At 43.0% G+C, this 25,338-nt stretch carries 26 protein-coding genes; 10 read left to right on the forward strand and 16 right to left on the reverse strand.

All coding sequences use genetic code 11. From position 1 onward, the window contains the following. Position 1: 1 nt before the first annotated feature. The 10 genes from HUZ36_RS16775 to HUZ36_RS16820 all read right to left on the reverse strand — a co-directional run bounded on the left by HUZ36_RS16775 (position 2) and on the right by HUZ36_RS16820 (position 8,229). The gene (locus HUZ36_RS16775; RefSeq protein ID WP_176033478.1) at positions 2-757 is read right to left on the reverse strand and encodes a prepilin-type N-terminal cleavage/methylation domain-containing protein; all 756 of its coding nucleotides are present in this window, start codon (positions 755-757) and stop codon (positions 2-4) included. After that, positions 758-1,231, reverse strand: coding sequence for a hypothetical protein (locus HUZ36_RS16780; RefSeq protein WP_128731874.1), 474 nt, complete (start codon positions 1,229-1,231; stop codon positions 758-760). Next, a complete protein-coding gene (locus HUZ36_RS16785; protein WP_125250504.1) occupies positions 1,228-2,535 on the reverse strand; it encodes a hypothetical protein in 1,308 nt (435 codons plus the stop codon). Before HUZ36_RS16785 ends, HUZ36_RS16780 begins: the two co-directional genes overlap by 4 nt. Next, complete coding sequence (locus HUZ36_RS16790) at positions 2,535-3,020, reverse strand: hypothetical protein (RefSeq protein WP_128731876.1); 486 nt, start codon at positions 3,018-3,020, stop codon at positions 2,535-2,537. Before HUZ36_RS16790 ends, HUZ36_RS16785 begins: the two co-directional genes overlap by 1 nt. A gap of 9 nt (positions 3,021-3,029) precedes the next feature. Continuing rightward, the gene (locus HUZ36_RS16795) at positions 3,030-3,851 is read right to left on the reverse strand and encodes a type II secretion system protein (protein ID WP_128731877.1); all 822 of its coding nucleotides are present in this window, start codon (positions 3,849-3,851) and stop codon (positions 3,030-3,032) included. A 10-nt stretch (positions 3,852-3,861) separates the two neighbouring features. Beyond that, positions 3,862-4,668, reverse strand: a complete 807-nt coding sequence (locus HUZ36_RS16800; RefSeq protein WP_128731878.1) for a type II secretion system protein — start codon at positions 4,666-4,668, stop codon at positions 3,862-3,864. A 13-nt stretch (positions 4,669-4,681) separates the two neighbouring features. Next, positions 4,682-5,467: a type II secretion system protein gene (locus HUZ36_RS16805; protein WP_147388805.1), complete on the reverse strand. Its 786-nt coding sequence runs from the start codon at positions 5,465-5,467 to the stop codon at positions 4,682-4,684. A 33-nt stretch (positions 5,468-5,500) separates the two neighbouring features. Next, complete coding sequence (locus tag HUZ36_RS16810; RefSeq protein ID WP_176033479.1) at positions 5,501-6,106, reverse strand: type II secretion system protein; 606 nt, start codon at positions 6,104-6,106, stop codon at positions 5,501-5,503. Between the two features lie 681 nt (positions 6,107-6,787). After that, positions 6,788-7,492 (reverse strand): DUF3581 family protein, encoded by a 705-nt coding sequence (locus HUZ36_RS16815; RefSeq protein WP_176033480.1) that lies wholly within the window; start codon positions 7,490-7,492, stop codon positions 6,788-6,790. Between the two features lie 98 nt (positions 7,493-7,590). After that, positions 7,591-8,229 carry a cytochrome b/b6 domain-containing protein gene (locus tag HUZ36_RS16820; RefSeq protein WP_176033481.1) on the reverse strand — a complete coding sequence of 213 codons (639 nt, stop codon included), beginning with the start codon at positions 8,227-8,229 and terminating at the stop codon, positions 7,591-7,593. A gap of 256 nt (positions 8,230-8,485) precedes the next feature. Between HUZ36_RS16820 and HUZ36_RS16825 the strand changes: the two genes are divergently transcribed. From HUZ36_RS16825 to HUZ36_RS16840, 4 genes are all read left to right on the forward strand, one after another. Further along, the gene (locus tag HUZ36_RS16825) at positions 8,486-9,343 is read left to right on the forward strand and encodes a transporter substrate-binding domain-containing protein (protein ID WP_225740754.1); all 858 of its coding nucleotides are present in this window, start codon (positions 8,486-8,488) and stop codon (positions 9,341-9,343) included. Positions 9,344-9,454: 111 nt separating this feature from the next. Then, positions 9,455-9,934 carry a glutathione peroxidase gene (locus HUZ36_RS16830; RefSeq protein WP_176033482.1) on the forward strand — a complete coding sequence of 160 codons (480 nt, stop codon included), beginning with the start codon at positions 9,455-9,457 and terminating at the stop codon, positions 9,932-9,934. After that, entirely contained in the window at positions 9,935-10,357 is a 423-nt protein-coding gene (locus tag HUZ36_RS16835; protein ID WP_176033483.1) for a MarR family winged helix-turn-helix transcriptional regulator, read from the forward strand. It begins immediately after the preceding gene. Positions 10,358-10,725: 368 nt separating this feature from the next. After that, on the forward strand, positions 10,726-11,289 hold the full coding sequence (locus HUZ36_RS16840; RefSeq protein ID WP_125250515.1) for a phosphoribosyltransferase: 564 nt from the start codon (positions 10,726-10,728) through the stop codon (positions 11,287-11,289). A gap of 91 nt (positions 11,290-11,380) precedes the next feature. Here HUZ36_RS16840 and HUZ36_RS16845 read toward each other — a convergent pair whose 3' ends face one another. Next, a complete protein-coding gene (locus HUZ36_RS16845; protein ID WP_128732651.1) occupies positions 11,381-12,037 on the reverse strand; it encodes a Crp/Fnr family transcriptional regulator in 657 nt (218 codons plus the stop codon). A 439-nt stretch (positions 12,038-12,476) separates the two neighbouring features. On the opposite strand from HUZ36_RS16845, the gene HUZ36_RS16850 reads away from it, so the two are divergent. Then, positions 12,477-12,689, forward strand: coding sequence for a YgjV family protein (locus tag HUZ36_RS16850; RefSeq protein WP_125250517.1), 213 nt, complete (start codon positions 12,477-12,479; stop codon positions 12,687-12,689). Here HUZ36_RS16850 and HUZ36_RS16855 read toward each other — a convergent pair. Next, complete coding sequence (locus tag HUZ36_RS16855) at positions 12,686-14,326, reverse strand: amidohydrolase (RefSeq protein ID WP_176033484.1); 1,641 nt, start codon at positions 14,324-14,326, stop codon at positions 12,686-12,688. The two genes, HUZ36_RS16850 and HUZ36_RS16855, sit on opposite strands and share 4 nt — an antisense overlap. A gap of 316 nt (positions 14,327-14,642) precedes the next feature. Here HUZ36_RS16855 and HUZ36_RS16860 point away from each other — a divergent pair, with 316 nt between their 5' ends. Continuing rightward, positions 14,643-15,143, forward strand: coding sequence for a DUF1543 domain-containing protein (locus HUZ36_RS16860; RefSeq protein WP_176033485.1), 501 nt, complete (start codon positions 14,643-14,645; stop codon positions 15,141-15,143). Between the two features lie 33 nt (positions 15,144-15,176). Here HUZ36_RS16860 and HUZ36_RS16865 read toward each other — a convergent pair whose 3' ends face one another. Continuing rightward, complete coding sequence (locus tag HUZ36_RS16865; protein ID WP_125250520.1) at positions 15,177-15,398, reverse strand: hypothetical protein; 222 nt, start codon at positions 15,396-15,398, stop codon at positions 15,177-15,179. 199 nt (positions 15,399-15,597) lie between these two features. On the opposite strand from HUZ36_RS16865, the gene proB reads away from it, so the two are divergent. From proB to gltX, 4 genes are all read left to right on the forward strand, one after another. Continuing rightward, positions 15,598-16,710 (forward strand): glutamate 5-kinase, encoded by a 1,113-nt coding sequence (gene proB, locus HUZ36_RS16870; RefSeq protein WP_147388798.1) that lies wholly within the window; start codon positions 15,598-15,600, stop codon positions 16,708-16,710. 88 nt (positions 16,711-16,798) lie between these two features. Continuing rightward, the gene (locus tag HUZ36_RS16875) at positions 16,799-17,767 is read left to right on the forward strand and encodes a GGDEF domain-containing protein (RefSeq protein WP_147388797.1); all 969 of its coding nucleotides are present in this window, start codon (positions 16,799-16,801) and stop codon (positions 17,765-17,767) included. Between the two features lie 167 nt (positions 17,768-17,934). Then, positions 17,935-18,300 carry a glutaredoxin family protein gene (locus tag HUZ36_RS16880; RefSeq protein WP_125250523.1) on the forward strand — a complete coding sequence of 122 codons (366 nt, stop codon included), beginning with the start codon at positions 17,935-17,937 and terminating at the stop codon, positions 18,298-18,300. A gap of 82 nt (positions 18,301-18,382) precedes the next feature. Then, a complete protein-coding gene (gene gltX / locus HUZ36_RS16885; protein WP_176033486.1) occupies positions 18,383-19,870 on the forward strand; it encodes a glutamate--tRNA ligase in 1,488 nt (495 codons plus the stop codon). 94 nt (positions 19,871-19,964) lie between these two features. Here the strand turns inward: gltX and parC are convergent, their stop codons facing one another. The 3 genes from parC to parE are packed head-to-tail and all read right to left on the reverse strand — an operon-like array spanning position 19,965 to position 25,274. Then, a complete protein-coding gene (parC, locus tag HUZ36_RS16890) occupies positions 19,965-22,265 on the reverse strand; it encodes a DNA topoisomerase IV subunit A (RefSeq protein WP_125250525.1) in 2,301 nt (766 codons plus the stop codon). Between the two features lie 8 nt (positions 22,266-22,273). After that, positions 22,274-23,383 (reverse strand): PQQ-dependent sugar dehydrogenase, encoded by a 1,110-nt coding sequence (locus HUZ36_RS16895; RefSeq protein WP_147388796.1) that lies wholly within the window; start codon positions 23,381-23,383, stop codon positions 22,274-22,276. 1 nt (position 23,384) lies between these two features. Beyond that, a complete protein-coding gene (gene parE / locus HUZ36_RS16900) occupies positions 23,385-25,274 on the reverse strand; it encodes a DNA topoisomerase IV subunit B (RefSeq protein WP_125250527.1) in 1,890 nt (629 codons plus the stop codon). Positions 25,275-25,338: the final 64 nt, after the last annotated feature.

Here is a 25,338-nt window from a genome sequence, read left to right on the forward strand (position 1 = left end):
ACTAATTACATACCTGCGAAATTAAGTTTGCCATCGACACAAAGTGCACCACATCGTCATACTGTGCTGACTTCTCACGACCTGAAAATTCGTAGCAATTATTGCCGCTGCCATTTTCGCCATCCAGCATACCGTTTATATTGTCCAAATCTTGTGCGCCCCCTGAGACCAACACAAAAGCTGGATTAAAAACATCAGCAGCCTGACAATTCAATCCCCGAGCTCGGATCACCGACAGTCTGTTGGTACTGATAGCAGCTCTATAACGAGACTTGGTTTTTTCACATAAATCATCGAGGTTCAGTCGCCCACCATCCCAACTGCTTGTTGCACTGTCTACTAACTGAGTCAATGCAAAATCAACGGCATAAAATGGGGCATTGCCAAAAGTATCAACGGGTCGTTGCTCTAGCGCGAGTGTTGTGAAAGGCAAAGTACCTTTTAATAATTCAGGTGGCGTTGCTGCATTAGGGCAATCTTCACTACCATCATTATTGGTATCGGGACAAGGTAAGCGGTAATGGGTTTGCGTAAACAGCAAAAGTGGTGCTGCGTAAGCATCTAAACTGAGGTTAGAGCCAGAGGCGGCTAGCTTTTCATTACTACTTGTTGCCTGCACTCCGGGCTTTTTACTGTTGTTCATCATCATCCCTGTGCCAACAGAAATGAGGATCCCTACAACCATGATATAAACTGCAAGCTCCAACAACGTGAAGCCTTTAGTTTTACGCTGTGTTATTACCCCGATACTTGGCATTTATAGCGCCTCACCAGTCATGCTTAACCGCGCCATCTGGCCTTGCTGATAAAACACCGCAGTTCTATCTTGCACATCAACAAGCTTTGCACCAGACGGTAAGGTCTGGCCAAGCTCATACACTTGGTTATCGACTACTGCGTACATTTTATCTGCTGACTTATAAACCATGCTCAAGCTATGCTGGTTAATCACACTTTGTAAGTCAAAGTTGGCATCTCTTGCCACGTAGCCAAGCATACCCAGTGACAATGCCTTATCGTTTTCAGCTATCACAATTTGTTTGTCGAGGATAGGCAACAGCGCATGCAGCCGCTCCTCATCAAATTTAGAGTAATTGAGTGTGTGTAAGGGCGGCACTCTTACTGGGTCGTTAAAAGACAGTTGAGCAGGTGCTAACCAATTCGCAACCGCCGTAACAATACATGCGCCGAGCGCCATTCCAACGCCTGCTAATCCTAATTTTTTACTCATAGTGGACGCTCCAAATCTAATGCAAAGCTAACCCCTTTGAAGCTGGTTTGTACCGAGCTATCTCTAAGCTTGTAACCTTGACTTGTGAGTGACTTAACAAATTGGTTAAAGTGCTCTATTGGATCGTCTGATTGCGCAGTTTGTGTCCCCACTAAACTAATAAAAAGCTTGTTTTCGTCAGTTTGTTTTGGGTAATCAAAACTTATCCAATCAAAAACCACAGAGTTTTGTGGGATAGCCGTTGCAATATCAGCGAGCACTTCATGATAGCCGGGCAATTTAGAAGCATGCTGAATACGCTCTAAATCATCCAAATAGAGCTGATAGTCGTTTTGCTGAATGACTTTGCTTGGAATTTGCTCAGTTAATGTACTTTGCATGCTCTGTACTCGAGCACTGAGCTGTTGATGACTTTCGCTGACTTGGAAGTATTGAAGGCCAATATAAGCATTTGCTGCAAGCAATAAGCTAGCCACCAATGGCAAGCTTTTTTTAGCCAAATAAAGGTATTTTGACTCGCTTTGATTCAGTGCATGCTTAAGCGATAAGCTACCCAAGTGAGGTGCTAGTGAACTAAACATAGGCTGGCCATCAACAATCACAGGAGTTGCTGTGACAGGCTCTAAATCAAGTTGCAATTCACTGGCAAGCGCTTCAGCCCAATCAACACTTGCGTCTGGTTCTAACCAAAAATGTACCGACACTGAGGTCGACTTCAAACGCAATTGGCGCTCAAGCGTACGCAAAGCATTGGTCAAACTTGCGATACGGTTTTCACCTTGGAACATCACCTTAGGCAATGACTCAAAGCCAACCACTTTACCCTTTTGACTGAGTAAAATACTAATATCACTTTCTGTGACAACGAAGCTAGCTCGTACCTGATTGCTTTTATTTGTCGCCGCAAGGCTAGCGTAGAGATGATAATAAGAAAACAACAGGGTATTGTGTAACGTATTATCTGCAATCACCTGATAACGATTATAGGTTTCTAGATTAACCGGTGCGTAAAACACACTGTTGTTCATTTGCGCTTGCTTGTTTTTTTGGATCGCAAGCAACTGCACATTACCTACAATTTCACCACTGTCTTTTAACTCTTTGGATAAGATAAATTCAGCGTATTTATAATCACACTGAATATGCTTAAACGCCGCAGTTGTGGCAAAGTCTGTCACCAAATGAACGTTTTCAGACAAGGTACCGACAAAGTTATTTACGCCTTTATGCTCTAGCGTCTGCCAGTTTTTTCCGTCGATTAAGACCAGCTTTCCATGGCTTTCAACTAAATACTTATTTGACATTATTTCTGTACCACCAATGCTGTGCCTTTATAAGACAGTAAGAAGTTTTGTACTTCATTTTGGCTGTGTTCCAGCATTTTCACTCTATCTGTGATACTGCCAGACAAGCTCATCCCTTCACGACTCAACTGAAAATTTTGAGGTACATAAAAGCGCCCAGGCTGACTATGTGTTTGTGACATATAAGCATCAATTTCGGCGATAGGGATCATTTGGCGGAAGTTAACTTTATACGCTTGCAAACTAGACTCACCAAGCCCTAATGAACTTGCTTTCTCGGTTAACTTAGTAACCGCAGCGTCGAAGTTTTTTCGCTGCTCTAATTTAGCTAAATAGCGCTTTTGCTGCTGTTGTTGATTTATTAGTTCAGAAAGAACTAAACGCTCTGATCTTAATGCTTTATCCGCAGAAGCCTGTAGGTATCCCACTACAGGCAAACTGATAGATAACAGCAAAATGAGCGCTAAGCTGATGCGAGTAATCATACTGCTCTCTTATTGCTCCATTTTGTAAACCGCAGTCACTAACATTACGGCATCTTCGTCTCGGTTAAGTCCTTCACGACTTTCCACAACTTGGTCGTTCATCGCATAGGTGTTGTTACCTAACCATTCGCGACCAGACTCACCAGACGTTGTCAGTGAATTTGGATTAGGGTTGTATTGACGGAACATACCTTCGATTGCATCTGCTTTGCCATCAATCATACGGTCAAACTCTCGAGCCAGCTCAGGAGTAAGGCCTCTTAGCACCATCACATTGCCACTGCCGTGAATTTGCCCCTCAGGGTTCCACTGGAAACATACCTGAACTTCTTGTGGGTTACCGTTGCTGTCAAGGTAGACAAATCTATCTTCCCTACCTTCAGAACGAGCTGCTGGCATGCGGATCCCTTGGCGATCCATCAAATCATGTAAACTTTGTGCAGCTAGCGCACGGTCATCGTCCATACCGATACGAGTATGCCCTGCACCCTCACAAATACGCGGCAGTGTTTCTGGCAAGCGAATATCACTTCCTTCAACACCTGGCACCCCTGCGCCACCAGCATTTTGTTGACGAATACCGACATACTCAAACTCTTTACCTGCAACCATGTAGCGCGGCTCTTGCTCACTATCACCTAGTACAACACCGGTGCGGTTATAGTACTGGTTATATGCCATTACCCACTGGTCGATAAATGTTTGCTTGAGCTTTTGTACTTCGGCGTTACGCTGTAGGTTTTGTCCTACTGACACGGCACTGATGATCAAACCAATTACCACCAGCACGACTGCCATTTCAACTAGCGTGAAACCTTTATTCTTGTTCATTGTTGCTACCTTACTGATTCATCTTGTAGTGTGCAGTGACAATTTTTACTTGTGCTTCGTCTGTAAATCCTGAAGCGGTTGAAGCCGTGGTGCTTGCTTGACTGTCTTTGTTGGTAAAGCTCCAGCCCACTTGTGGTGTCGTCGCTTGCTCTCTAAAGCGACCTTCTGCGGCGTTGATTTGACCGTCGATCATCTCATCTAACATACGCGCAAGATCTGGAGTTAAGCCCGCAATAACCATCACGTTACCTGAGCCTGAATTTGAGTTTGGCTTGTTCCACTGGAAACACACTTGAATTTCTTGCGGGTTACCATTGGTATCTAGATAGACATAACGATCTTCACGACCTTCTGCACGCCCCGCTGGCATACGAATACCAAGCGCATCAAAGTAGCTATGTAGATTTTCAGTGCTATTTTCACGTCTTTGCGTGTATTGGTCGATGTTTTGTCCTTGACATAAACGCGGCGGCTCGTCAATTTGACTGTAGTCTCCACCTGTATTTAGCTCTAAAAACTGCGATACCGTTGTGGTTTTTTGATTGTCTTTAGTAAATTCACCAGCGGCATTTACTGCAAACGTTGGCGTACTTAGGCTATCGCCAACAACCACACCTGTGCGCATATAATACTGGTTGTAAGCCTGTTCCCATTGATCCACAAACTTTTGCTTTACTTTGTTATATTCAGAACTACGCTGTAAGTCTTTACCAATTGATACCGCACCTAGAATTAGCCCGATAACAACCAGCACCAAAGCCATTTCAACTAGCGTAAAACCCGTTTGCTTATTCGACTGAAGAGGTTGGTTTTTCATTCTCTGGTTCCTGTTATTGAGTCATGCGGTAAAATGCAGTAAGGGTAGAAACTTGCTGATGATCTTCTACCGCTGAAGTCGTGTTACTCGCACCGCCTGTGCCAGCTGTTGTTACTGTATTGTTACCTGTTGGCCAACCATCACCGCCATTACCTGTACTCAAGCCAAGCGTGATTGCGTTATCTAAACGAAAGCGGCCATCGTCAGCATCCACAAGGCCATCAATGGCGCTGTCTAGTGAGCGTGCTAAGTCAGGAGTTAGCCCCTTGATCACCATGACGTTACCAGCACCATGGTCTGCACCTGCTACCAAAAATTGGAAACAAACGGTGAGCTGTTGTGGATTACCATTGGTATCTAGGTAGACATATCTGTCTTCATAACCACTCGCACGACCTGTTGGCAAACCAATACCAGCACGGTGGAAGTAGCCTAGTAAATCGGCTGTTTGACCAACCGTTGCAGGCGTTGAACAAAGCTCTGTGATATTTGCTTGAGAAAGTGCATTATCAGCAGTTCCAAGCAGTGTGTTAATAGTATTGTTGTCAGTAACATTTACCGCATTCACCGCTAATGTTGGCGTTTTTGGGCGGTCTCCAACTACCACGCCCATGCGGTCATAATATTGGTTGTAGGCCTGTACCCATTGGTCAACAAATTTTTGTTTGATCTTTTTGTATTCAGCATTTCGCTGCATATCTTTACCGACAGACAGCGCGCCAAGAATGAGCCCTATCACAACCAGTACTAAAGACATCTCAACAAGAGTAAAGCCTTGCTGACGATATGTTTTCTTCATCGCTATTGTTCCAAGTAGTTAGAGAGTTAAAAGTTAAAATGGCATACGGTAGTAAGCATCTACCGATTGTAAATTGGTGCCGTTGGCTACAGGCCAATCGGCATCGGCATTAGCGCCAGTAATGAGGCGAAACATACCGTCACTGGCGTTACTAAGGCCATCAATTGCAGTGTCCAGCTTTGCTGCCAAATCGGGGGTTAATCCATTGATACGTATTGCATTTACTGCAATCTCTGAGCCCTGAATACGCCACTGCTGTACGTGAGATAAGCACACTGCTATTTGGCGAGGGTTATTGTCTAAAGCATTAAAAACGGCTTTGTCTTCACGACTTGCGCCGCGGCCAGTTGGCAGTTCAATACCGGCATCATTAAAAAACTTGCGCAAATCAGCATCACAAATATCACCATTACCCTGGTTTATTTTTCCAGTGGCGGGAGTTATGTCTCCAGGGACGAGGCCAACATAATCAAAGTAGATTTTATAGGTTTGTGCCCAAGGCATAACAAAACGGCTTTGGATCTTGGTGTACTCTGCATTTCTTTGAATGTTTCCAGCAACCGAGCTAATGGAGATCAACAGTCCAATCACCACTAAGACAATTGATAGTTCGACGAGAGTGAAACCTTTTTGATTCATGCTACTACAGTATCCAGTTGATAGTTTTGATGTTTAACCTGTTCTACTGATGATTAATGGAAGTTAGCTGCCAGTTTTAACGCTAACTACGCTTAATTCACCTTCAAAAGCCAGCATTTGGGGCATAAATTCGCCTGACTTACATCAAATAGGCACCTTGGTAAGCGTTCGGTGTAAAGGCAATATCCACCAAAAGTGCTTGCTCAAGTAAAGAAGCAGGTTCAAACACGTTTTATAAACAAGAGGTTAGCTTTTGCTTACTCAAACCTTAGTTGCTGTAAATTTATTGCTTAATGCTGCTAGCGGTGACGAATCTTATACAACAAAACCAAAACACACAATAGTGCATAAAGTTAAATTGTAATCAAAGGAAATTAATATCACCCCATTAAAAACAACAACTTGTAAAAAATAAAAGTAAAAATTGTAAAAACACAAGTTTAAAACCAAAAACAGAACTAATGATTCAAAAGCAACTATAATCCAAAAGTAGCACCGATTTGAATTACACGTCATTACACGTACGTTTGGAATTTAACCAAAAACAATACTTTGAGCGTAAAGATTAAAAAAGGGATAATGAAAAGGAATGAGATACTAGAAAGTAAGGTAGGAATGAAATGGTCAAAGTTATTCAATGGGTGAACTTAACCGTGTTGCACCCATATAAACATCAAAAATTTAACAAGCAGGTTTTAAGGTTAACTTCCTGTTGTTATAATAGGTAATTAATTCATCGACTGTTTGCTGACAATATTCGCGGATCCCAGAAACCAGCATATGCTTTTCCCCAAAACCTACTTTTATGCCATTTGCGGTTAGGTTAAAGCGTAAATTGATTTTTCCACGCTTGCCATCATAGCTAAACTCAGGTTTGTCAGCCTCAAGTGATACTTCACTGACTGAGATATCATCCATTTGAATGCTCATAGATTCGTAGATAACCATAGGTCTTGCGGGGTTTATCATTACCTCTTGCTCACCCATCAATGGAATGATCACATGTGGGAAGGTAGTTCCAGAAAATTCAACATAATTTGTAGTTAAACTATCGATAAGCGATGAGCATGTACTTGTCTCCCCTTTGCGTGTTACAGAGAGCATTACTTTGTCGTTTGCCATAATATCAAACTGCGCACTGCCCTCGGGGAAAGTAAGAACGGTTGTTTCATCAACCATTCCTACAAAGCTAAACTGCATACTTTCACTCAAGCCATAGTGTTTAAGTACTAATGAGAAAAGTAGATCCCCTGGCACACAGAACTTTTTTGCATCTACATCATGTAATGGGTTGTAATCGTCCGCAACGCCCTTGGCAAATGAGCTGCCTTGCTCTCTGGTAATGGTGATCTGATTTGCCTGTTGTTGATAATACGGCTCTAACATCGTTACTTTTCTCTAACCTAGATAATAAAATTGCGCCATATTACCAGAATTTTTAGCACTAGAGGTCGAATCTGTTTCGGATATTCTGTTGCGAAATATTACAACAAACTATTCAGCGGCTCAGCGCCCCAAGTAAGCAGTAACAGCACCGACAATATTATAAAAATAAAATAAGCGACAATACCTGACTTCATTTTTGGCGCAACAGCAGCATTCTCTTGCTTGCCTGTTAGCAGTGTTTTAACTAAATTCTGACCTTTCAAGCGGTACATTACAATCGCCACGATATGAATAGCAATCGCCGCGAGCAATATGTCAATATTGGTGTGATGGATGTCACCTGCAATCTCAACTAAATCGTAAGAAACATACTGGGCGAGTGGACCTTCCACCAAAATATCATCTGTCGTCATTAATCCAGACCCCAGCTGCACAATAATCAAGACAAAAAACACCAGTACCATTTGGCTGCCAGCCGGGTTGTGGCCAACATGACTTTTACTGGACTTGATGGCACTCACTATGGCTTTTGGTGAATGAAATAACGCGCTAAGTTTTGCCGTTTGGCTGCCAAATAGCCCCCAAATAAGTCGAGTAGCCATTAACGCCAGTAACAAATAACCTGTAACAAAGTGAAGCTCCATCATACCTTCTTCACCCGTGATATATAAAGTAACCAATCCAGCCACAAGCAGCCAATGAAAACCTCGGATGAACCCGTCCCACACTTTAGTCATAACGTATTTGCCCCAATAATCAAAACTACCGCTATGATGACAGGTTCTAAAACGCAGTACAAAAACTTATCGTTAAAACGCGCTTGATTGATACATCTATATCATTTATGAAATTGTTAACAGATGACTTTATTCAAATGAATGACGACGTCAAGCTGGCTATAGCCTACGAAAGTGCACGAGAATATAAACCTAAAAGATAAATAACAGCGAATGTTCTATAGTAAGTAGAAATAGGTGTTATCACATTGGGGTAATGATGAAATATATGCTGATGTTGCTACTCATACTTAGTGGTAGCTGTAATGCAAAAATTCTCCTACTCTCTATTGAACCTGATGATGAATTTCGACTTTTTTCAAAAAAATCGAATAACCTAGAGTCAGATACAAACAACCTGCTACTCAATCAGTTTGGTCGCGATTTTTTTGATTTTAAAATAGTCACGCCGAGCGAGCTAAATCAGTTACTTGCCAGTGACCAAGCAGTATGTGCTGTATCACGACTTAAAACGCCAAGCCGACAGCAAACTTTTTTGTTCACTATTCCTATTCATTTGTATCCCAGTCACCGCCTCTACTACTTTAAGCAAAGCACGCCCATCGATGCCAGCTTAATTAATAGCACAGGCAAACTAAAGTCATTGAATAGCTTAATGGTATTCTACCCTGATAAAACCATTATTCGAGAAATCGGCAAATCGTATGGTACAGCTATTGATGCTGCATTATCTGAACTAGCACCACACAATGTCTCAGTCCAGCCATACAAAACATCGGCGGATACTATTATTAAGGAGTTTAGTTCAGGTAAGGTTGACTTTATATTAGCCTACCCCACAGTATTTCAAAATAGTTTCCCTAAAGATAAAGCACACTTGATAGGCTCCTTACCTCTTGCGAATAACCTCTCTCATCTAGAAGGCCATATAGCCTGTAGTCACACCCGCGAAACACAGGCATTTATAAAACAAGCAAACGCCATGATACGGGCGCTTTACCCTACCAAGCTTTATATTACGACGCACCTAAAGTACCTACCAAAACCAGATCATCTACTGATCACTCGCAGACTTGCAATGTTGAGCACCAAATACAAACCCATCCAGCCATAATGACGATTAGCTCAATGTTAGATAGTCATTTGCATTTGAGATTATCCACTTGCAATATTGAGAATTTGCCGATAAATTAGATCGCACACGATTAAATCTCAAGAGATTAATATGGCTAATTTATATCAGTTTGAAGCAAACACACTCCAAGGTAAGACATTTTCATTTACGGACTTACAGGACAAAGTCGTACTAATAGTCAATACCGCCAGTGAATGCGGCTTAACTCCACAATACGAAGGCCTACAAAAGCTACATCAACAGTATGCCGAGCAAGGCTTAGTGATTATTGGATTTCCTTGTAATCAATTTGGGAAACAAGAGCCAGGCGATGCAAAGCAAATTCAAGAAGGTTGCCTAATCAACTATGGTGTTGACTTTCAAATGATGGAAAAAATAGAAGTTAATGGCGATAACGCACATCCGCTTTATCAGTATCTAAAATCTATATTACCTGGAATGTTTGGTAACAAAATAAAATGGAACTTCACCAAATTTTTATTCGATAAACAAGGCCTGCCCGTAAAGCGCTACGCACCAATAACAAAACCGGCACAAATTGCACAAGACATTGAAGAGCTGCTGCGTTAAATGAATAAATCCAACCCTCAGCTCAACCTTGATAACCAGCTTTGCTTCAAGCTTTATAACGCGTCGAGACAAGTTACAAGGCTCTATCAGCCGCTACTCAAAGAAGTTGGGCTCACTTACCCGCAATATATCGTGCTACTTATTCTGTGGGAGCAAGACGGACAACTAGTGAAAGAAATCGGCAAGCGAGCGGGGCTGAATAGCAACACACTCACCCCTTTGCTGAAAAGGCTTGAGCAGCATGGAATAGTCTCACGGAACAAAACACCGGATGATGAACGACACACAATTATTCACTTAACTAAAGCTGGAAAAGCACTAGAGCAATCCTGCGCCTGCATTCCAGCCCAAATGTTGGAAAAGTCAGGGTTAAGCATGGAGCAAATGCAGCTGCTAAAAAGCGCACTCGATTTGTTGCAATGATCTAGACTTAGCGTCAAACCAAGATCTAATACCAATTAGACTTAATACTTGCTCAATTTGAAGGAGTAAATCTGACGCTAACCGCGTTAAAAATTTCTCATTTAGAACCACTAAATAGCAAAATTTTTGCCTTGTTATCGACAAGATTTTCTCTCCTCAAAATAGACCACTTAATTAAGATAATTGGTATAAATCAAAAAATGAAAATAAAAAGACATCAATATTGCAGCATTTTCGACTGCTTTACGTTAAAATATTCGGTTATACCAGTTACGCAAGTTCCTGTGACTTGCGAATAATTGTAGTTGGTATCAATTGGCAGCAGTTGCTGCTTATCACCATCACACGGGCTTCCTAACGGGGTATTTATGTCAGATAAGTGCTATATCACAGCGCAACAATTGCTAGAAGATTCATTTCGCTTAGCCGCTAAAGTTTATGAAGATGGGTTTAGACCTGACTTTATTATTGGTATTTGGCGTGGTGGTGCGCCTATTGGTATTGCAGTGCAAGAATTCTACGACTACAAAGGCATCGAAACCGATCACATTGCAGTGCGTACTTCCTCTTACTATGGCATTGGCAAGCAATCGAAAGAAATCAAAGTACATGGCTTGCACTATATAGTCGAAAATGCGAATGCCGACGACTCATTACTGATTGTTGATGATGTCTTTGATTCTGGTCGCAGTATTTTCGCATTAAAGGAAAAACTTGAAGAGCTAATGCGGTTAAACTTACCGCGAGATATTCGCGTAGCTTGTCCATACTACAAGCCTGCGAATAAGAAGGTGCCCATGACACCAGATTACTTTATTCATGAGTCTGATGAGTGGCTAGTATTTCCTCATGAGCTTTCGGGTTTAACCCCTGAAGAGTTAATCGAGGGTAAGTCAGATCTCGCTAATATTAAGCACTTGTTCGCTAAGTAGCTTAATATAAAAGCAATGAGGGCGAGTGTTACTCGCCCTTTTTATTAACCTAAACTTCCGATAATCTATTGTATTTTGGCTATGATCCCCATCAAGCCTGCGCGAAGCTATCTACAAACGCTTCAAGCGTATCAATGTCTACTGGCTTTAATCCTTCACTACTGCGCACTATAAGTCCTTTTTCTACTAATTCACTCACCACTCGACGGTAAGCACGCTCGGTAGTCGCAAATCGTTCAGCTTCGGCGCTAACCGTTGAGTAGGCTCGTAATAGTGTCGGATTAGAGTTTTCCGCGCGCAACAAACAATCTTTAGCAATGTTATAGCTCAAAGGTAATAATAATTTGTCTAAGTTTATCTTCTGATTTTCGGTGAATTTTGCCGCAATGGTTTGTGCTGTGTACAAGCTCAGCTCAGGTTGCTCAAGCAGTAACTTCCGCCAGTATTTTAGCTCGATTAGGTGATATGTCACATCACTCAAACACGTTACCGTGTAAATACAAGGCTGATGATTCAGTGCCTCAATTTCCCCAATCAAAGTATTGTTACAATCTAGTTGGCCAAGCAACAAACGACGACCGTTACCGACATCATAACTAAAAGATACAGTTCCACTGGTGACTAATATAAGCTTACTCAGCGGCTCGTCTTGGTGGATCAAGACTTCCTTTTTACTGTGTTGAAAACTGTTACCAGCAAAAGCGAGTAACTGTTCGACCAAATTGGTTGAAAAATGATATTGAAACATCTAGATGGCTCTTCGGACAAATGTCCTATTTATTAAACTATAATGACGTTAGCATGAATTTTTAAGTTTTACGCTAACTCACACTGTTTAAGTAGTATCACATTACATCGCTGCGCGAATTTATTGCATGATATTACCTTTAAACCCCCACTTCCCGTGTTAGAGCTAAGTGATTAGTGCTAATTTCTAGGGGTTTGTGGGTTAGCCTTTTTATACCAATTTGCTTAATTAAGTGACCTACTGTGAGGCGAGAAAATCTTGTCGATAACAAGGCAAAATTTTACTTTTTAGAGGTTCTAAAGTAAAAAATTTTGAACGCCGTTAGCGCCAGATTGACTCCTTCATATTGAGCAAGTATTAAGACTAATCGATATTATTCTGCACGAGACACAAATTCGAGCATAAACTATATGCTAACGCAACTTAGGGGAGAGAACAAATGAGTTGGGAATATTTAGGCTATTTAGCCTCTGCTTTTTTGGTCTTATCTTTAATGATGAGTGATGTGACCAAATTGCGTTGGTTTAATTTGATCGGCTGTATTTGTTTTACTGCCTACGGCGCACTTATTCAAGCGTGGCCGGTGGCATTAACGAATGGCTTACTGGCTCTCGTTAACACCTACCACTTGGTAAAACTGCAAAAGCGCTAACGCTGGTATTTTAATTCACCCGCAATCCACGTTTGCTCAACTTGAATATCGTCAATAACATCGTCGTTTACGGTAAAATAATCTTGGTCAATAAGAATAAAATCAGCCCATTTACCTTGCTCTAAACTCCCCAATTTATACTCTTGAAATGCACTATAGGCAGCATCTAAGGTAAACGCTCGTAGTGCTTGCACCTTGGTGAGCTTTTCAGCCGGACGCCAGCCTTGTTCGGGTAAGTTTTGGTGATCTTGTCTGGTAATAGCAGCATGTAAACCATGAAATGGGTTAGCCAATTCAACGGGGAAGTCAGATCCAGCAGCTACTCTACTGCCCTGCTTCAAAAATGTTTGCCAAGCATACGCTCCTCGAAGCTGCTTATCATCTAAGCGTTTTTCTGCCATGTGCATATCCGATGTTGCATGCACAGGCTGCATCGAGGGGATAATATCCAAGGTTTTAAAACGCGGTATATCATCAGGGTGAACAATTTGTGCGTGCTCAATCCGATTTCTCAGTAGTCTCCCGCCCACTTTAGTAAACACATTTTGATAAGCATCAAGTACGATACGATTCGCTCTGTCACCAATAGCATGGGTATGTGCACTGTATCCATGACGGATACTTTGTACTATCAGAGATTCAAGCGTGGATTGGTTTTCAAGCATCAGCCCGCGATGACCTTTACGATCATGATAGTCACCAATTAATGCAGCACCTCGGCTACCCAGTGCGCCATCAGCATAGATTTTCACACTGCGGATAGATAATTGATCTTGGGTGTCTTTGATTATCCCTGCCCCCAACATTTCACCCAGTTTAGGTGAGCTGGCGCTGAGCATCGCATAGACGCGAAGCGGCATAGTGCGCTGTTTTGCTCGAGCTTGGTAAACCTGCCATGTGGTGTGGTCAATTCCTGCATCATGCGCTGATGTGATCCCAAGACTCAACAAGTGCTCTGCGGCTTTATCTAAAGCTAAGTTCACTTGTTCTTGAGACAGTGTTGGGACTTGGCGACGAACCAGCTCCTCAGCTTTATCGATAAAGATACCACTCGGCTGCCCAGTGCTAAGCTTTATGATTTCTCCCCCTTCAGGAGTTTGGGTTGCACTTGAAATATTGGCTAGCTCCATTGCTTTAGTATTGACCCAAATCGCATGACCATCGACTCGAGTTAACATGACGGGTTTATCTTTAACGTACTTATCTAAGTCCGCTGCGGTTGGAAATTGCCCACCGGGCCATAAAGTTTGATCCCATCCACGGCCTATTATCCATGCCCCTTTATGTGTTTTAGCGTAAGCAGTGAGCCGTTTACCTATTTCAGCAATGGAACTGCTACCACGTACATCGAGGGTCAGCAAATTGTTACCTAACCCTATAATGTGCCCGTGCGCATCAATTAATCCTGGTAATAAAGTTTTGCCTTCACCATTAAACTTTATTGCATTGGGGTATTGTTCACTGAGGTCCTTTTCGCTGGTTTTAACGACCTTTCCATCTTTTATCACTAACGAGGAAAACCGCGTAACTGCTTGTGATTTAGTTGGCGTGTAGCCATTTACATTATGTATAACCGTGACTTGTGCTGTTGCACAGAGGCTAAAAACAGCCAAAAGCGCGAGGAATGTTTTTTTCATTTTCGTGTCCTTCACTGAGAATTTTTATACCAATTCTCTTAATTAAATCGTCTATTTTGAGGCGAGAAAGTCTTGTCGACAACACCGCTTCCGCGTCCTGTAGGCAAGGAAAAACCTTGCTATTTAGTGGTTCTAAATAAGAAGTTCTTAACGCAGTTAGTATTAGATATACGCCTTCAAATTGACCTAGAATTAAGGTTAATTAGTATTATTCAGCATAAGCATCTACAGGACTAAAGCCAAGCCTTTGCGTTAATTGTATACTTAACTTTATTACCTTAAGTTTGTTAACGTTGCGAAATAGGGAACCATAGTAGTGAAATTATTTATTGTCTATCTCGGTGGTCGTATCAAGGGTTGCCATATCGAAATGCACGATGTTCGGTTTGTTGCCGCAAACTCGATTGAAGAAGCATACCCTAAGCTAAAACAGCAATGGGTTGGTGATAAAAACGCCGTACACATGGATAGCTACACAATTATAGAGCATGCTGATGGTTATGCCGTAGAGCTTACTGAAGCGGCTGTGCAACAAGCTGAACATTTGTATTTTGTTAATTTAGGCGGGTATAAGCCGAATAGTTTAGTGGAGGCACACGACTTTGGCTTGTTTGTTGCCACAAGTGCTGATGAAGCAAAAACAAAAGCAAAGGCACGCCTATTGGCTGGATTTAGCCATATTCATAAGGATGATTTGCATGAAGTCGATGATTGTTTTGCTATTGATTTGTTCGACCAAAACTTAAATATAAAACTCACCCACAGCGGCCAAAGCACTCCCCTTACACCAATTTGGTTTGGCTACCACCCGCTATAATCGTGTACGTAGGTCACATTTTTAATCGCAGCGCTAACCCTCGTTATTTTCGTCGTTATCCGCTTTAATAGCGATTTTTATCGCGATAATAACGACGGCAAACATTAGAAAAGGTAGCGCTGCAAGAGAGTATTCAACTAAATGGCTATCTTTGTAACTAGGCTGAAGAATAAAATGGCCGCCAACACACATCACGATTACCACAAAAAGTAGTGGTAACATCATAATCTCTTTGTTCTTCTTGTGTTTTTTCATTGTGAACTCAGCTAGTTATTCTTTCGTTGCATGACATTACTCTCTCACACACAGTGTAAAAAAGCTTTGATCGAAATCAGTGCTGCCAATTATACCAATTTGCCTAAAGTTAGAAATAAAATTCGCGTATTTATCACTTGGGAGCGCCCAATGTCCGTGGTATAAAAGCAGGTATTGCTGAAAACGTAGTCAACTAACCATGACCAAAAATAACAAACAAATCATAGTGATCAAACTTGGTACTAGTGTATTAACTGCAGGCAGCCAAACACTCAACAAGCCAAGACTGGTAGAACTGGTAAGACAGTGTGTTACATTACGAGAAGCAGGCCATCAGATCATTATTGTGTCGAGTGGAGCAGTTGCGGCAGGTCGTGGTGTGTTGTCGCAACAAGTTGGGCATTCACTGGCAGAAAAGCAAATGCTTGCAGCGATAGGCCAAGGCCAGTTAATCCACTTGTGGCAGTCACTTTTTGGTATTTATGATGTCAATGTCGCGCAAATGTTGCTCACCCGGGCAGATTTAGAGCACCGTGGACGCTATTTAACCGCAAGGGATATGCTCACTAAATTATTAGAGCATCACGTTATACCTATCATTAATGAAAATGATGCGGTAGCAACATCAGAAATAAAGGTCGGTGATAACGATAACTTATCTGCCTACGTTGCCATTTTAGCCAATGCCGATAAGCTGGTGCTGTTAACCGATCAGCATGGACTTTTCACCGCAGATCCCCGCGCTAACCCTGAAGCTAAGCTCATCGAGCAAGTAACCCAGATAAACGATGAGCTAAGAGCACTGGCGGGAGATAGCGGCACTCAACTTGGTACTGGCGGTATGGCCACGAAATTACAAGCTGCTGATATTGCACAGCGAGCCGGTGTTGATGTAGTAATTGCTAAGGGTAGCGAATATGACATTATCCCTCAGGTACTATCGCAGACTGCCCCCGCTACCACCTTTTTGAAATTTGATGCGCCTGTGGGTGGGCGCAAACGTTGGCTACTGTCGGGTCCCAAATCATCAGGTCGCATTATTTGTGATACCGGTGCTATCAAGGCGGTGTGCCATCAAGGCGCAAGTTTACTCGCAAAAGGCATTGTTGCCGTTGAAGGTCAGTTTCAACGTGGTGAATTGATCCAAGTCTTTTGTCAAAATGGTAAGCTTCAAGCGCAAGGCTTGACCAACTTAGACAGTCAAGCCCTGAGTCTCGTGCTTGGCTGTCATAGTAACGAATTTTCACAGCGCTTGGGGTTTAAGACCGAAGAGGAGATCATTCATCGCGACAACATGGTGATTTTGACATAAAAGGAAGCCAATAAAAGCATCAATATCGCTGAAATTTTGGCTGGTTGTTCTACACTTAGCAGGTATTAATGCAATCACGAGGCTACTTATGTCAACTAGCTATTCACCATGTGGTCATGAACTTACTGTACAGCTCTTGGCACAAAAAAGTGAGTCGCAACTGGCACAAGCGTTGGAACATATTGTCGCCGATGCCTGTGAAACCCATTATGCTTTTTACTTTAGTAAAAGCCTCAGTGCAAATGAAATACCTAAACCCCTATTTGTAAGCCATCGCGATGTCTGCCTTAGCATCGATTCAACAACCTCAGTGCTGAACAAAACCAATAAAATAGAGGGAGATAAACACCTTATTCAACATGGCGGTGATAGTATCATACCGCTATGGCATCACACCGAATTAGTCGGTTTCTTGTATGTTAAAGGTCAACTTAACTTTACCTTGGCGACTCTATTAAAGCACTTACTCAATGTCTTTATTCATCAAATGGCAACGTTACATTTTGCTCGAATCGACCCACTTTCACAATTATTAAACCGCCAAACCTTTGATGAGAAAGTAATTGAAATAACCAATGGAGAAGGTTTTACGGTCTGCCGAGAAGCCAGTGATGAGCGCAAGTGGTACTTAGCCATGATCGATATTGATCATTTCAAACAAGTTAATGACAACTTTGGCCATGTTATTGGCGACGAAGTTATTTTGTTAGTAGCACAAATTATTAAGGCGAATTTCAGAACCGAGGATTATACCTTTCGTTACGGCGGTGAGGAGTTTTCGATACTCTTTCAAAGCTTTGATGATGATGCTGCGCTTATAGCACTAGAAAGGCTCAGAGAGCATATTGCCACCAGCCGCTTCCCGCAGGTCGAACACGTCTCCGTGAGTATTGGCTTTACAGAAGTAGTTGACACACTGCAAGTGTCAGAGCAAGTACACAAAGCCGATCAAGCGCTTTATTACTCTAAAGACAATGGTCGTAATCGAGTGACTAACTACCTCTCATTAGGATTATCTGAGTCACACTACGAATGTGCAGAAATCGAGTTGTTTTAACTCGTATTATATATAGCGTTCAAAGAATATGCTAAACTCCCCTGCCTAATTTATACCAATTATCTTAATTAACCTGAGCTGCGGATAATTAATGCCTTTCTAGCAGCCAGTTTTAGCGCTAATTGGTATTATTGGTACTACTTTAAGCAACAGGTTTGGGAAAAGTTATGCAATTTGTGAGATGGTTTTTAGGACGTCTAATTTTACTTTTTGATTTTATTTTTACCCCACGCAGTAAAAAGCGTGCCGCAGAGCAGCAGCAAAAGCTAGATGCAATGACAGCAAATTTAAAGCTATATCAGTTTAAAGCTTGCCCATTTTGTGTCAAAGTCCGCCGTGCAGCCAAGCGTGAAGGGCTGAAGCTAGAAACTCGAGATGCTAAAAACGATGAACAGTACCGCCAAGAGTTACTTGAGCAAGGCGGAAAAATTAAAGTACCTTGTTTACGTATTGAAGAGCAAAACAAAGTCACGTGGTTATACGAGTCTAATGACATTGTTGCCTACTTAGAAAAGCTGGAAAAAGCAGCTTAAATTGCGCACCTCGCTTTGCGCCAATCGGGCGCTATGCTAGCATAGCCCCATCAATCGACTAATCCATTTTAAGAGAATTTTGATGACTATCCGTACTCGTGTCGCACCCTCTCCTACGGGTGATCCGCATTTAGGAACGGCTTATATTGCCTTATTCAACTATTGTTTTGCCAAGCAACAAGGCGGCGAATTTGTACTACGTATTGAAGATACCGATCAGGTGCGCAGTACTGTTGAGTCTGAGCAAGCTATCATGGACAGCCTGCGCTGGTTAGGACTTGACTGGGATCATGGTCCGGATGTCGGTGGCGAGTTTGGCCCATATCGTCAATCAGAACGTTCTGAACTGTATAAAAAGTTTGCCCATCAACTCGTTGATGAAGGCAAAGCATTCTATTGTTTTGCAACGGCTGAAGAATTAGATGAGATGCGTGAAGCGCAGATGGCAGAGGGGTTACGCCCTAAATATGACGGCCGTGGTTTACGCCTATCTGAAGAAGAAGTAAAGGCAAATCTAGAAGCGGGCAAACCGTACGTTATTCGTATGAAGATCCCAGAAGAAGGTACCTTCAAGTTTAACGATTACCTACGCGGCGAAATAGAGATCCCTTGGGAAAACGTAGACATGCAAGTATTGTTGAAAGCTGATGGCTTCCCAACTTACTTCCTTGCTAACGTAGTCGATGACCACCACATGGAAATAAGCCATATCTTCCGTGGAGAGGAATGGATTAATTCAGCACCTAAGCTATTAAAGCTATACGAAGATTTCGGCTGGCAAGCACCAGTACTTGGTCACCTACCGCTACTGCGTAACCCTGATAAGTCAAAATTATCAAAGCGTAAAAACCCAACTTCAATTAACTACTATAAAGAAATGGGTTTCTTGCCAGAAGCACTGCTTAACTATTTAGGCCGTATGGGTTGGTCAATGCCTGATGAGCGTGAAAAGTTTACCCTAGCTGAGATGATTGAGCACTTTGACATGAAGCGTGTGTCACTTGGTGGGCCTATTTTTGATATTGATAAGCTAAACTGGTTAAATGGACTTTGGATCCGTGAAAATTTAACTGATGCCGAGCTGATCCAGCGTTTTGTTGATTGGAAGTTCAATGGCGATATGTTAGCCCGAGTACTACCTGAAGCCAAAGCGCGTATTAACACCTTATCTGACTTAGTTGGCCTAGCTGGTCACTTTGTTGGCGGTATACCTGAGTACGACCCAGCGTTATTAACAGCGGGTAAAGCGGACGAGGAAGTCGTTCGTCAGGCACTTCAATTCTTTATTTGGGAACTGGAAAAGCTGCGTACTTGGAATAAGTCTGAGATTTTCGCTATTGCAAAATCAGTGGCTACACATCATGAGCTTAAGATAAAAGATTTCTTAGAGCCTATTTTTGTTGCTATTACAGGCAAAACATCATCAACCTCAGTAGTTGATGCAATGGAAGTGTTAGGCTCTGACCTTTCTCGTGCGCGCTTAAGAGTAGCGCTTGAGTATGTTGGTGTTTCTAAAAAGCAAGCTAAAAAGCTTGAAAAAGCATATCGAGAATATCCATCGATTGCGTAGTGCAATATTGCATAAAAAAGCCGCTCATGTAGCGGCTTTTTCTTTGCTTCGACTTAGACAGCTGAGTTTACGCTCAGGAAAGGCAGTACTTTTACTATTGTTCGCTGTCTGGGTTTGCGCTTTCTTCAGTTAAATCAGCACTACTTTTCTCTAAATCGTAACTGTCAACACGCTGTAAGCCTCGCGGTAGCTTGTTGCCTCGTCGTCCGCGCTCACCATAGTAATGTTCTAAGTCGCTCGGTTTAAGGGTCAACTTTCGTTTACCTGCATGTAGGGTAACGGAAACCCCCTCTGGTACCACTGCAAGCACCTTGACGAACTCTTCTCGGCTTTGCACTTTGGCACTTGGAATAGAGATGATCTTATTTCCTTTACCTTTACCAAGCTTGGGTAAGTCACGCAGTGGGAATAGCAGCATACGACCTTCACTTGAGATAGCCATACACCTATCTGTGGCAACATCAAATACCTCTATAGGTGCAATCAAGTGTGCGCCTTTCGGTACGCTTACAAATGCTTTACCATTTTTATTTTTACTGACCATATCAGCAAAGTCGCTGATAAAGCCGTAGCCACCATCTGTAGCCATTAAATATGTAGACTTCTCCTCACCCATAACGACATGCTCAAAGTTGCACCCGGGCGCAGGATTAAAGCGGCCCGTCATCGGTTCACCTTGGCTTCTAGCCGATGGCAAGCTATGTGCATCCGTCGCAAAAGCGCGGCCAGAGGTATCTAAAAATACCGCAGGCTGGTTGCTTTTACCTTTAGCGGAGGCCTTATAACTATCTCCTGAGCGGTAGTTTAGGCCTTCAGCATCAATATCATGGCCTTTAGCAACCCGTGCCCAACCTTTTTCAGACAGTACCACAGTGACCGCTTCTGATGGGATTAAATCTTTTTCACTCAGCGCTTTGGCTTCGCCTCGCTCAACGACTGGAGAGCGTCTGTCATCACCATAGAGCTCAGCCGCTTCTTGGATCTCCTTTTTCATCAGGGTTGACATGCGGCGCTCAGAACCTAAGGTTTTTTCCAGCCCATCACGCTCTTTTTCTAGCTCATCTTGCTCGCCACGGATCTTCATTTCTTCCAGCTTTGCAAGGTGGCGGAGTTTTAGGTCTAATATCGCTTCCGCTTGTTTATCTGAGAGGCCAAAACGTGAAATCAACTCTTCTTTCGGCTTGTCTTCATTACGAATGATTTCGATGACCTCATCGATATTCAAAAACGCAATCATCAAGCCTTCAAGAATATGCAAACGAGCCAGTACTTTGTCTAGGCGATACTGTAAGCGTCTGCGCACCGTTTCACGGCGGAATATTAACCACTCAGATAAGATCTGACGTAAATCTTTGACCTGTGGACGACCATCCAAACCAATCATATTCAGATTTACACGGTAGTTCTTTTCAAGATCTGTGGTGGCAAATAAATGCGCCATTAATGGCTCAACCTTAACCCGATTAGAACGCGGCACGATAACAATACGCGTCGGATTTTCATGATCTGACTCGTCACGTAAATCAGCTACCATCGGCAGCTTTTTGGCCGTCATCTGGGCAGCGATTTGCTCTAATACCTTGGCACCTGAGCACTGGTGTGGTAAAGCTGTGATCACCACTTCGCCTTGCTCTTCAGTGTACACAGCGCGCATTTTGATTGAGCCACGCCCCGTAGTGTATAGCTTCTTGATCTCTTCTTGCGGGGTAATAATTTCAGCGTCGGTTGGATAATCAGGCGCTTTCACTATTTCTAGAATTTCTTCTAGCTCAGTTTTTGGCTTATCCAATAATAAGCAACAGGCCTGTGCTACTTCACGCACATTATGTGGTGGAATATCGGTTGCCATACCAACCGCAATACCTGTAACACCATTTAGTAAAATGTGAGGTAACCGAGCAGGTAATACTTTTGGCTCATCCAAGGTGCCATCAAAGTTAGCCGTCCAATCTACTGTCCCTTGTCCTAATTCTTTTAGTAACACTTCAGAGAACTTAGACAAGCGCGCTTCGGTATAACGCATTGCGGCAAAAGACTTAGGATCGTCCGCAGCTCCCCAGTTACCTTGACCATCCACGAGCGGATAGCGGTATGAGAAAGGCTGTGCCATAAGTACCATTGCCTCATAACAAGCACTATCACCGTGTGGGTGATACTTACCGAGTACGTCACCAACTGTACGAGCTGACTTTTTATATTTAGCTTGGGCAGATAAACCCAACTCACTCATCGCATACACAATACGACGCTGTACAGGTTTTAGGCCATCACCAATATGCGGTAACGCCCTATCCATGATCACATACATGGAGTAATTCAAATAGGCGTCTTCAGTAAAACGTCCCATTGCAAGTTGTTCAATGCCTTGTAATGACAAAGCTTGAGGATCTGTCATGTTACACCTTACTTGTTGTTGTAGCTGATGCGGTAAATTGCATTGGCGTAATCATCGGAAACGAGTAGGCTACCATCGCTAAGTTCAGCTACGGCAGCAGGACGGCCATAGGTTGTTTCGTTTTCCATAAAACCACTAAGGAAAGGTTGATAACCGGTAATTTGGTCATTTTCTATTGTGGCAAGCATCACCCGATAACCTACTTTTTTGCTGCGATTCCATGAGCCGTGTTCAGCAACAAACAACTGGTTTTTCATTGCTTTTGGAAATTGCTCACCACGATAGAAATGAATGCCCAGCGGTGCAACATGCGCTTGCAACGCCAGTGCAGGCATCGTGTAGTCAGTCACGGACTTACCTTTGCCAAATTCAGGATCAAGCACGCTACCGCCGTGTACATAAGGAAAGCCAAAGTGCTGACCAATTTCATCCACGCGGTTGATTTCACAAGGTGGAATATCATCTCCCATCATGTCTCGGCCGTTGTCGCTGAACCACAACTTTCCAGTCACGGGGTGGTAGTCAAACCCCACCGTATTACGCACGCCTTTAGCAACCGTCGAAAACGCTTTCGTCTCTAGGTTTAATGAGAAGATACGACCAAATTTAGGGTCTTCAGCACAAATATTACAAGGTACACCAACAGGGATAATTAACTCCCCCTCTGGCGATACCGTGAGATACTTCCAGCCATGATGGCGTTTATCAGGTAAATCATCAAATACCACGTCCTTTACTGGGGCTTTGAGATTTTTTGCAATTTGCTTGAAACGTATAATACGCTCCACTTCGGCAACGTATAAATCACCGTCTTTTAATGCGATACCAGAGGGCATATTAAGCCCCTCTGCCACTAGGATTTTTTTGTCAGCAATACCATCACGATTATTGTCGATAAGCGCATGAACTTTACCAGCTTTGCGCGACCCGACATAAACGGTGCCGTCTTTACCTACAGCCATTTGCCTTGCATTTTCAACATCTTTGGCAAAATAGCTGACTTTATAACCGTCTGGCACCACTAGGCGTGATAGAATGTCACTTGCAAGTGCTTGTGAACTGAGCAAAACTGCGGCAAATGCACTCGTTATTGTGGTCAGTTTATATTGTTTTTTCATCTTAAACCTCTGCCTTATCTCCGTGCTGCTCAAGCCATACCTTGCGGTCGCTAGAGCGTTTTTTTGCTAACAGCATGTCCATCATTTCGAGCGTCTGCTCTGGCTCATCTAATGTCAGCTGCACCAAACGTCTAGTATTCGGATCCATGGTAGTTTCGCGTAGTTGCATTGGGTTCATTTCACCTAACCCCTTGAAGCGCTGCACGTTAACTTTACCGCGTTTCTTTTCGGCCTCGATGCGGTCTAAAATGCCCTTTTTCTCGTCTTCATCTAGGGCGTAATAAACTTCTTTACCAACATCAATACGAAACAGTGGCGGCATGGCAACAAATACATGGCCCTTGCGAACAAGCTCGGGGAAATGTTTTACAAATAAAGCACATAATAAAGTGGCGATGTGAAGTCCATCAGAGTCAGCATCCGCAAGAATACATACTTTGCCGTAGCGAAGACCAGATAAATCCTCAGAATCTGGGTCGATGCCTAATGCCACAGAAATATCATGCACTTCTTGTGACGCTAAGATCTGACCCGACTCGACTTCCCAAGTATTCAAGATTTTACCGCGTAGTGGCATGATTGCTTGAAATTCACGGTCTCTCGCTTGTTTTGCCGAGCCACCTGCTGAGTCCCCTTCCACTAAGAAGATTTCAGAGCGCTCTGTTTCACTGCCTGAGCAGTCGGTTAATTTACCGGGTAAGGCTGGACCTGAAGTGACTTTTTTACGAACGACTTTCTTTGCTGCACGCAAACGCTTTTGAGCATTACTTATACACAGCTCAGCCAGTAGCTCCGCGGTTTCTGTATGCTCATTTAGCCAGAGGCTGAAAGCATCTTTGACGATACCTGACACAAAAGTGGCACAGGAGCGCGAAGACAGCTTTTCTTTCGTTTGACCGGCAAACTGCGGATCTTGCATTTTTACCGATAAAACATAACTACAGCGATCCCACACATCATCAGGTGTCAGTTTAACACCACGCGGGATCAAGTTTCTAAATTCGCAAAACTCACGCATGGCTTCAAGCAAGCCTTGGCGCAAGCCATTTACATGCGTTCCACCTTGCGCGGTAGGGATTAAGTTTACGTAGCTCTCAGCTATAGACTCGCCACCTTCCGGTAGCCAATGAAGCGCCCAATCGACGCCTTCAGTAGAACCGCTAAAGCTCCCAGTAAAAGGAGACTTTGGTAACACTTCGTACCCTTCGGCACTGTCTTTTAGATAATCTTCTAACCCAGCTTCGTAATGCCACTCTTGTGTCTCTTTCGTTTGTTTATTCACAAAACGAATGCGCAGCCCTGGGCATAATACGGCCTTGGCTTTGAGTAAATGGTTCAGTTTGGTAAGTGAAAAGTTGGCAGAATCAAAATAGCTGGGGTCAGGCCAAAAGTGCACTGAGGTTCCAGTATTGCGTTTACCGACGCTGCCTGTAACCCTCAAGTCTTCTACCTTATCGCCATTTTCAAATGCCATTTCATAGACTTGAGCATCGCGCTTAACGGTAATTTCAACCCGAGTCGATAACGCATTCACCACCGAGATACCAACGCCATGAAGACCGCCTGAAAATTGATAGTTTTTATTGGAAAACTTACCACCGGCATGTAACTTGGTTAATATCAACTCAACCCCAGGTACTCCCTCTTCAGGGTGAATATCAACGGGCATTCCTCGGCCATCATCAATGACCTCGAACGAGTTATCTTCATGTAGGATCACATCTATTTTAGTGGCATGCCCAGCTAAGGCTTCATCGACACTGTTATCAATAACCTCTTGACCTAAATGATTTGGTCTTGTGGTATCGGTATACATGCCGGGGCGACGTTTAACTGGCTCTAAGCCATTGAGTACCTCAATAGCTTCGGCATTATAGTTTTGCTGACTCATAGGCTAGTTCTGGTTATCTTTTTATCCGCTAGTATATGCACAACATGACGATTTACGCAGATAT

Origin of the sequence: Pseudoalteromonas sp. McH1-7 (assembly GCF_013366255.1) — a bacterium.
GTDB lineage: Bacteria > Pseudomonadota > Gammaproteobacteria > Enterobacterales > Alteromonadaceae > Pseudoalteromonas > Pseudoalteromonas peptidolytica.

Coding starts and splice junctions, on each gene's coding strand:
- HUZ36_RS16775 (WP_176033478.1), bottom strand. CDS start 757: ATGCCAAGTATCGGGGTAATAACACAGCGTAAAACTAAAGGCTTCACG.
- HUZ36_RS16780 (WP_128731874.1), bottom strand. CDS start 1,231: ATGAGTAAAAAATTAGGATTAGCAGGCGTTGGAATGGCGCTCGGCGCA.
- HUZ36_RS16785 (WP_125250504.1), bottom strand. CDS start 2,535: ATGTCAAATAAGTATTTAGTTGAAAGCCATGGAAAGCTGGTCTTAATC.
- HUZ36_RS16790 (WP_128731876.1), bottom strand. CDS start 3,020: ATGATTACTCGCATCAGCTTAGCGCTCATTTTGCTGTTATCTATCAGT.
- HUZ36_RS16795 (WP_128731877.1), bottom strand. CDS start 3,851: ATGAACAAGAATAAAGGTTTCACGCTAGTTGAAATGGCAGTCGTGCTG.
- HUZ36_RS16800 (WP_128731878.1), bottom strand. CDS start 4,668: ATGAAAAACCAACCTCTTCAGTCGAATAAGCAAACGGGTTTTACGCTA.
- HUZ36_RS16805 (WP_147388805.1), bottom strand. CDS start 5,467: ATGAAGAAAACATATCGTCAGCAAGGCTTTACTCTTGTTGAGATGTCT.
- HUZ36_RS16810 (WP_176033479.1), bottom strand. CDS start 6,106: ATGAATCAAAAAGGTTTCACTCTCGTCGAACTATCAATTGTCTTAGTG.
- HUZ36_RS16815 (WP_176033480.1), bottom strand. CDS start 7,492: ATGTTAGAGCCGTATTATCAACAACAGGCAAATCAGATCACCATTACC.
- HUZ36_RS16820 (WP_176033481.1), bottom strand. CDS start 8,229: ATGACTAAAGTGTGGGACGGGTTCATCCGAGGTTTTCATTGGCTGCTT.
- HUZ36_RS16825 (WP_225740754.1), top strand. CDS start 8,486: ATGATGAAATATATGCTGATGTTGCTACTCATACTTAGTGGTAGCTGT.
- HUZ36_RS16830 (WP_176033482.1), top strand. CDS start 9,455: ATGGCTAATTTATATCAGTTTGAAGCAAACACACTCCAAGGTAAGACA.
- HUZ36_RS16835 (WP_176033483.1), top strand. CDS start 9,935: ATGAATAAATCCAACCCTCAGCTCAACCTTGATAACCAGCTTTGCTTC.
- HUZ36_RS16840 (WP_125250515.1), top strand. CDS start 10,726: ATGTCAGATAAGTGCTATATCACAGCGCAACAATTGCTAGAAGATTCA.
- HUZ36_RS16845 (WP_128732651.1), bottom strand. CDS start 12,037: ATGTTTCAATATCATTTTTCAACCAATTTGGTCGAACAGTTACTCGCT.
- HUZ36_RS16850 (WP_125250517.1), top strand. CDS start 12,477: ATGAGTTGGGAATATTTAGGCTATTTAGCCTCTGCTTTTTTGGTCTTA.
- HUZ36_RS16855 (WP_176033484.1), bottom strand. CDS start 14,326: ATGAAAAAAACATTCCTCGCGCTTTTGGCTGTTTTTAGCCTCTGTGCA.
- HUZ36_RS16865 (WP_125250520.1), bottom strand. CDS start 15,398: ATGAAAAAACACAAGAAGAACAAAGAGATTATGATGTTACCACTACTT.
- proB (WP_147388798.1), top strand. CDS start 15,598: ATGACCAAAAATAACAAACAAATCATAGTGATCAAACTTGGTACTAGT.
- HUZ36_RS16875 (WP_147388797.1), top strand. CDS start 16,799: ATGTCAACTAGCTATTCACCATGTGGTCATGAACTTACTGTACAGCTC.
- HUZ36_RS16880 (WP_125250523.1), top strand. CDS start 17,935: ATGCAATTTGTGAGATGGTTTTTAGGACGTCTAATTTTACTTTTTGAT.
- gltX (WP_176033486.1), top strand. CDS start 18,383: ATGACTATCCGTACTCGTGTCGCACCCTCTCCTACGGGTGATCCGCAT.
- parC (WP_125250525.1), bottom strand. CDS start 22,265: ATGACAGATCCTCAAGCTTTGTCATTACAAGGCATTGAACAACTTGCA.
- HUZ36_RS16895 (WP_147388796.1), bottom strand. CDS start 23,383: ATGAAAAAACAATATAAACTGACCACAATAACGAGTGCATTTGCCGCA.
- parE (WP_125250527.1), bottom strand. CDS start 25,274: ATGAGTCAGCAAAACTATAATGCCGAAGCTATTGAGGTACTCAATGGC.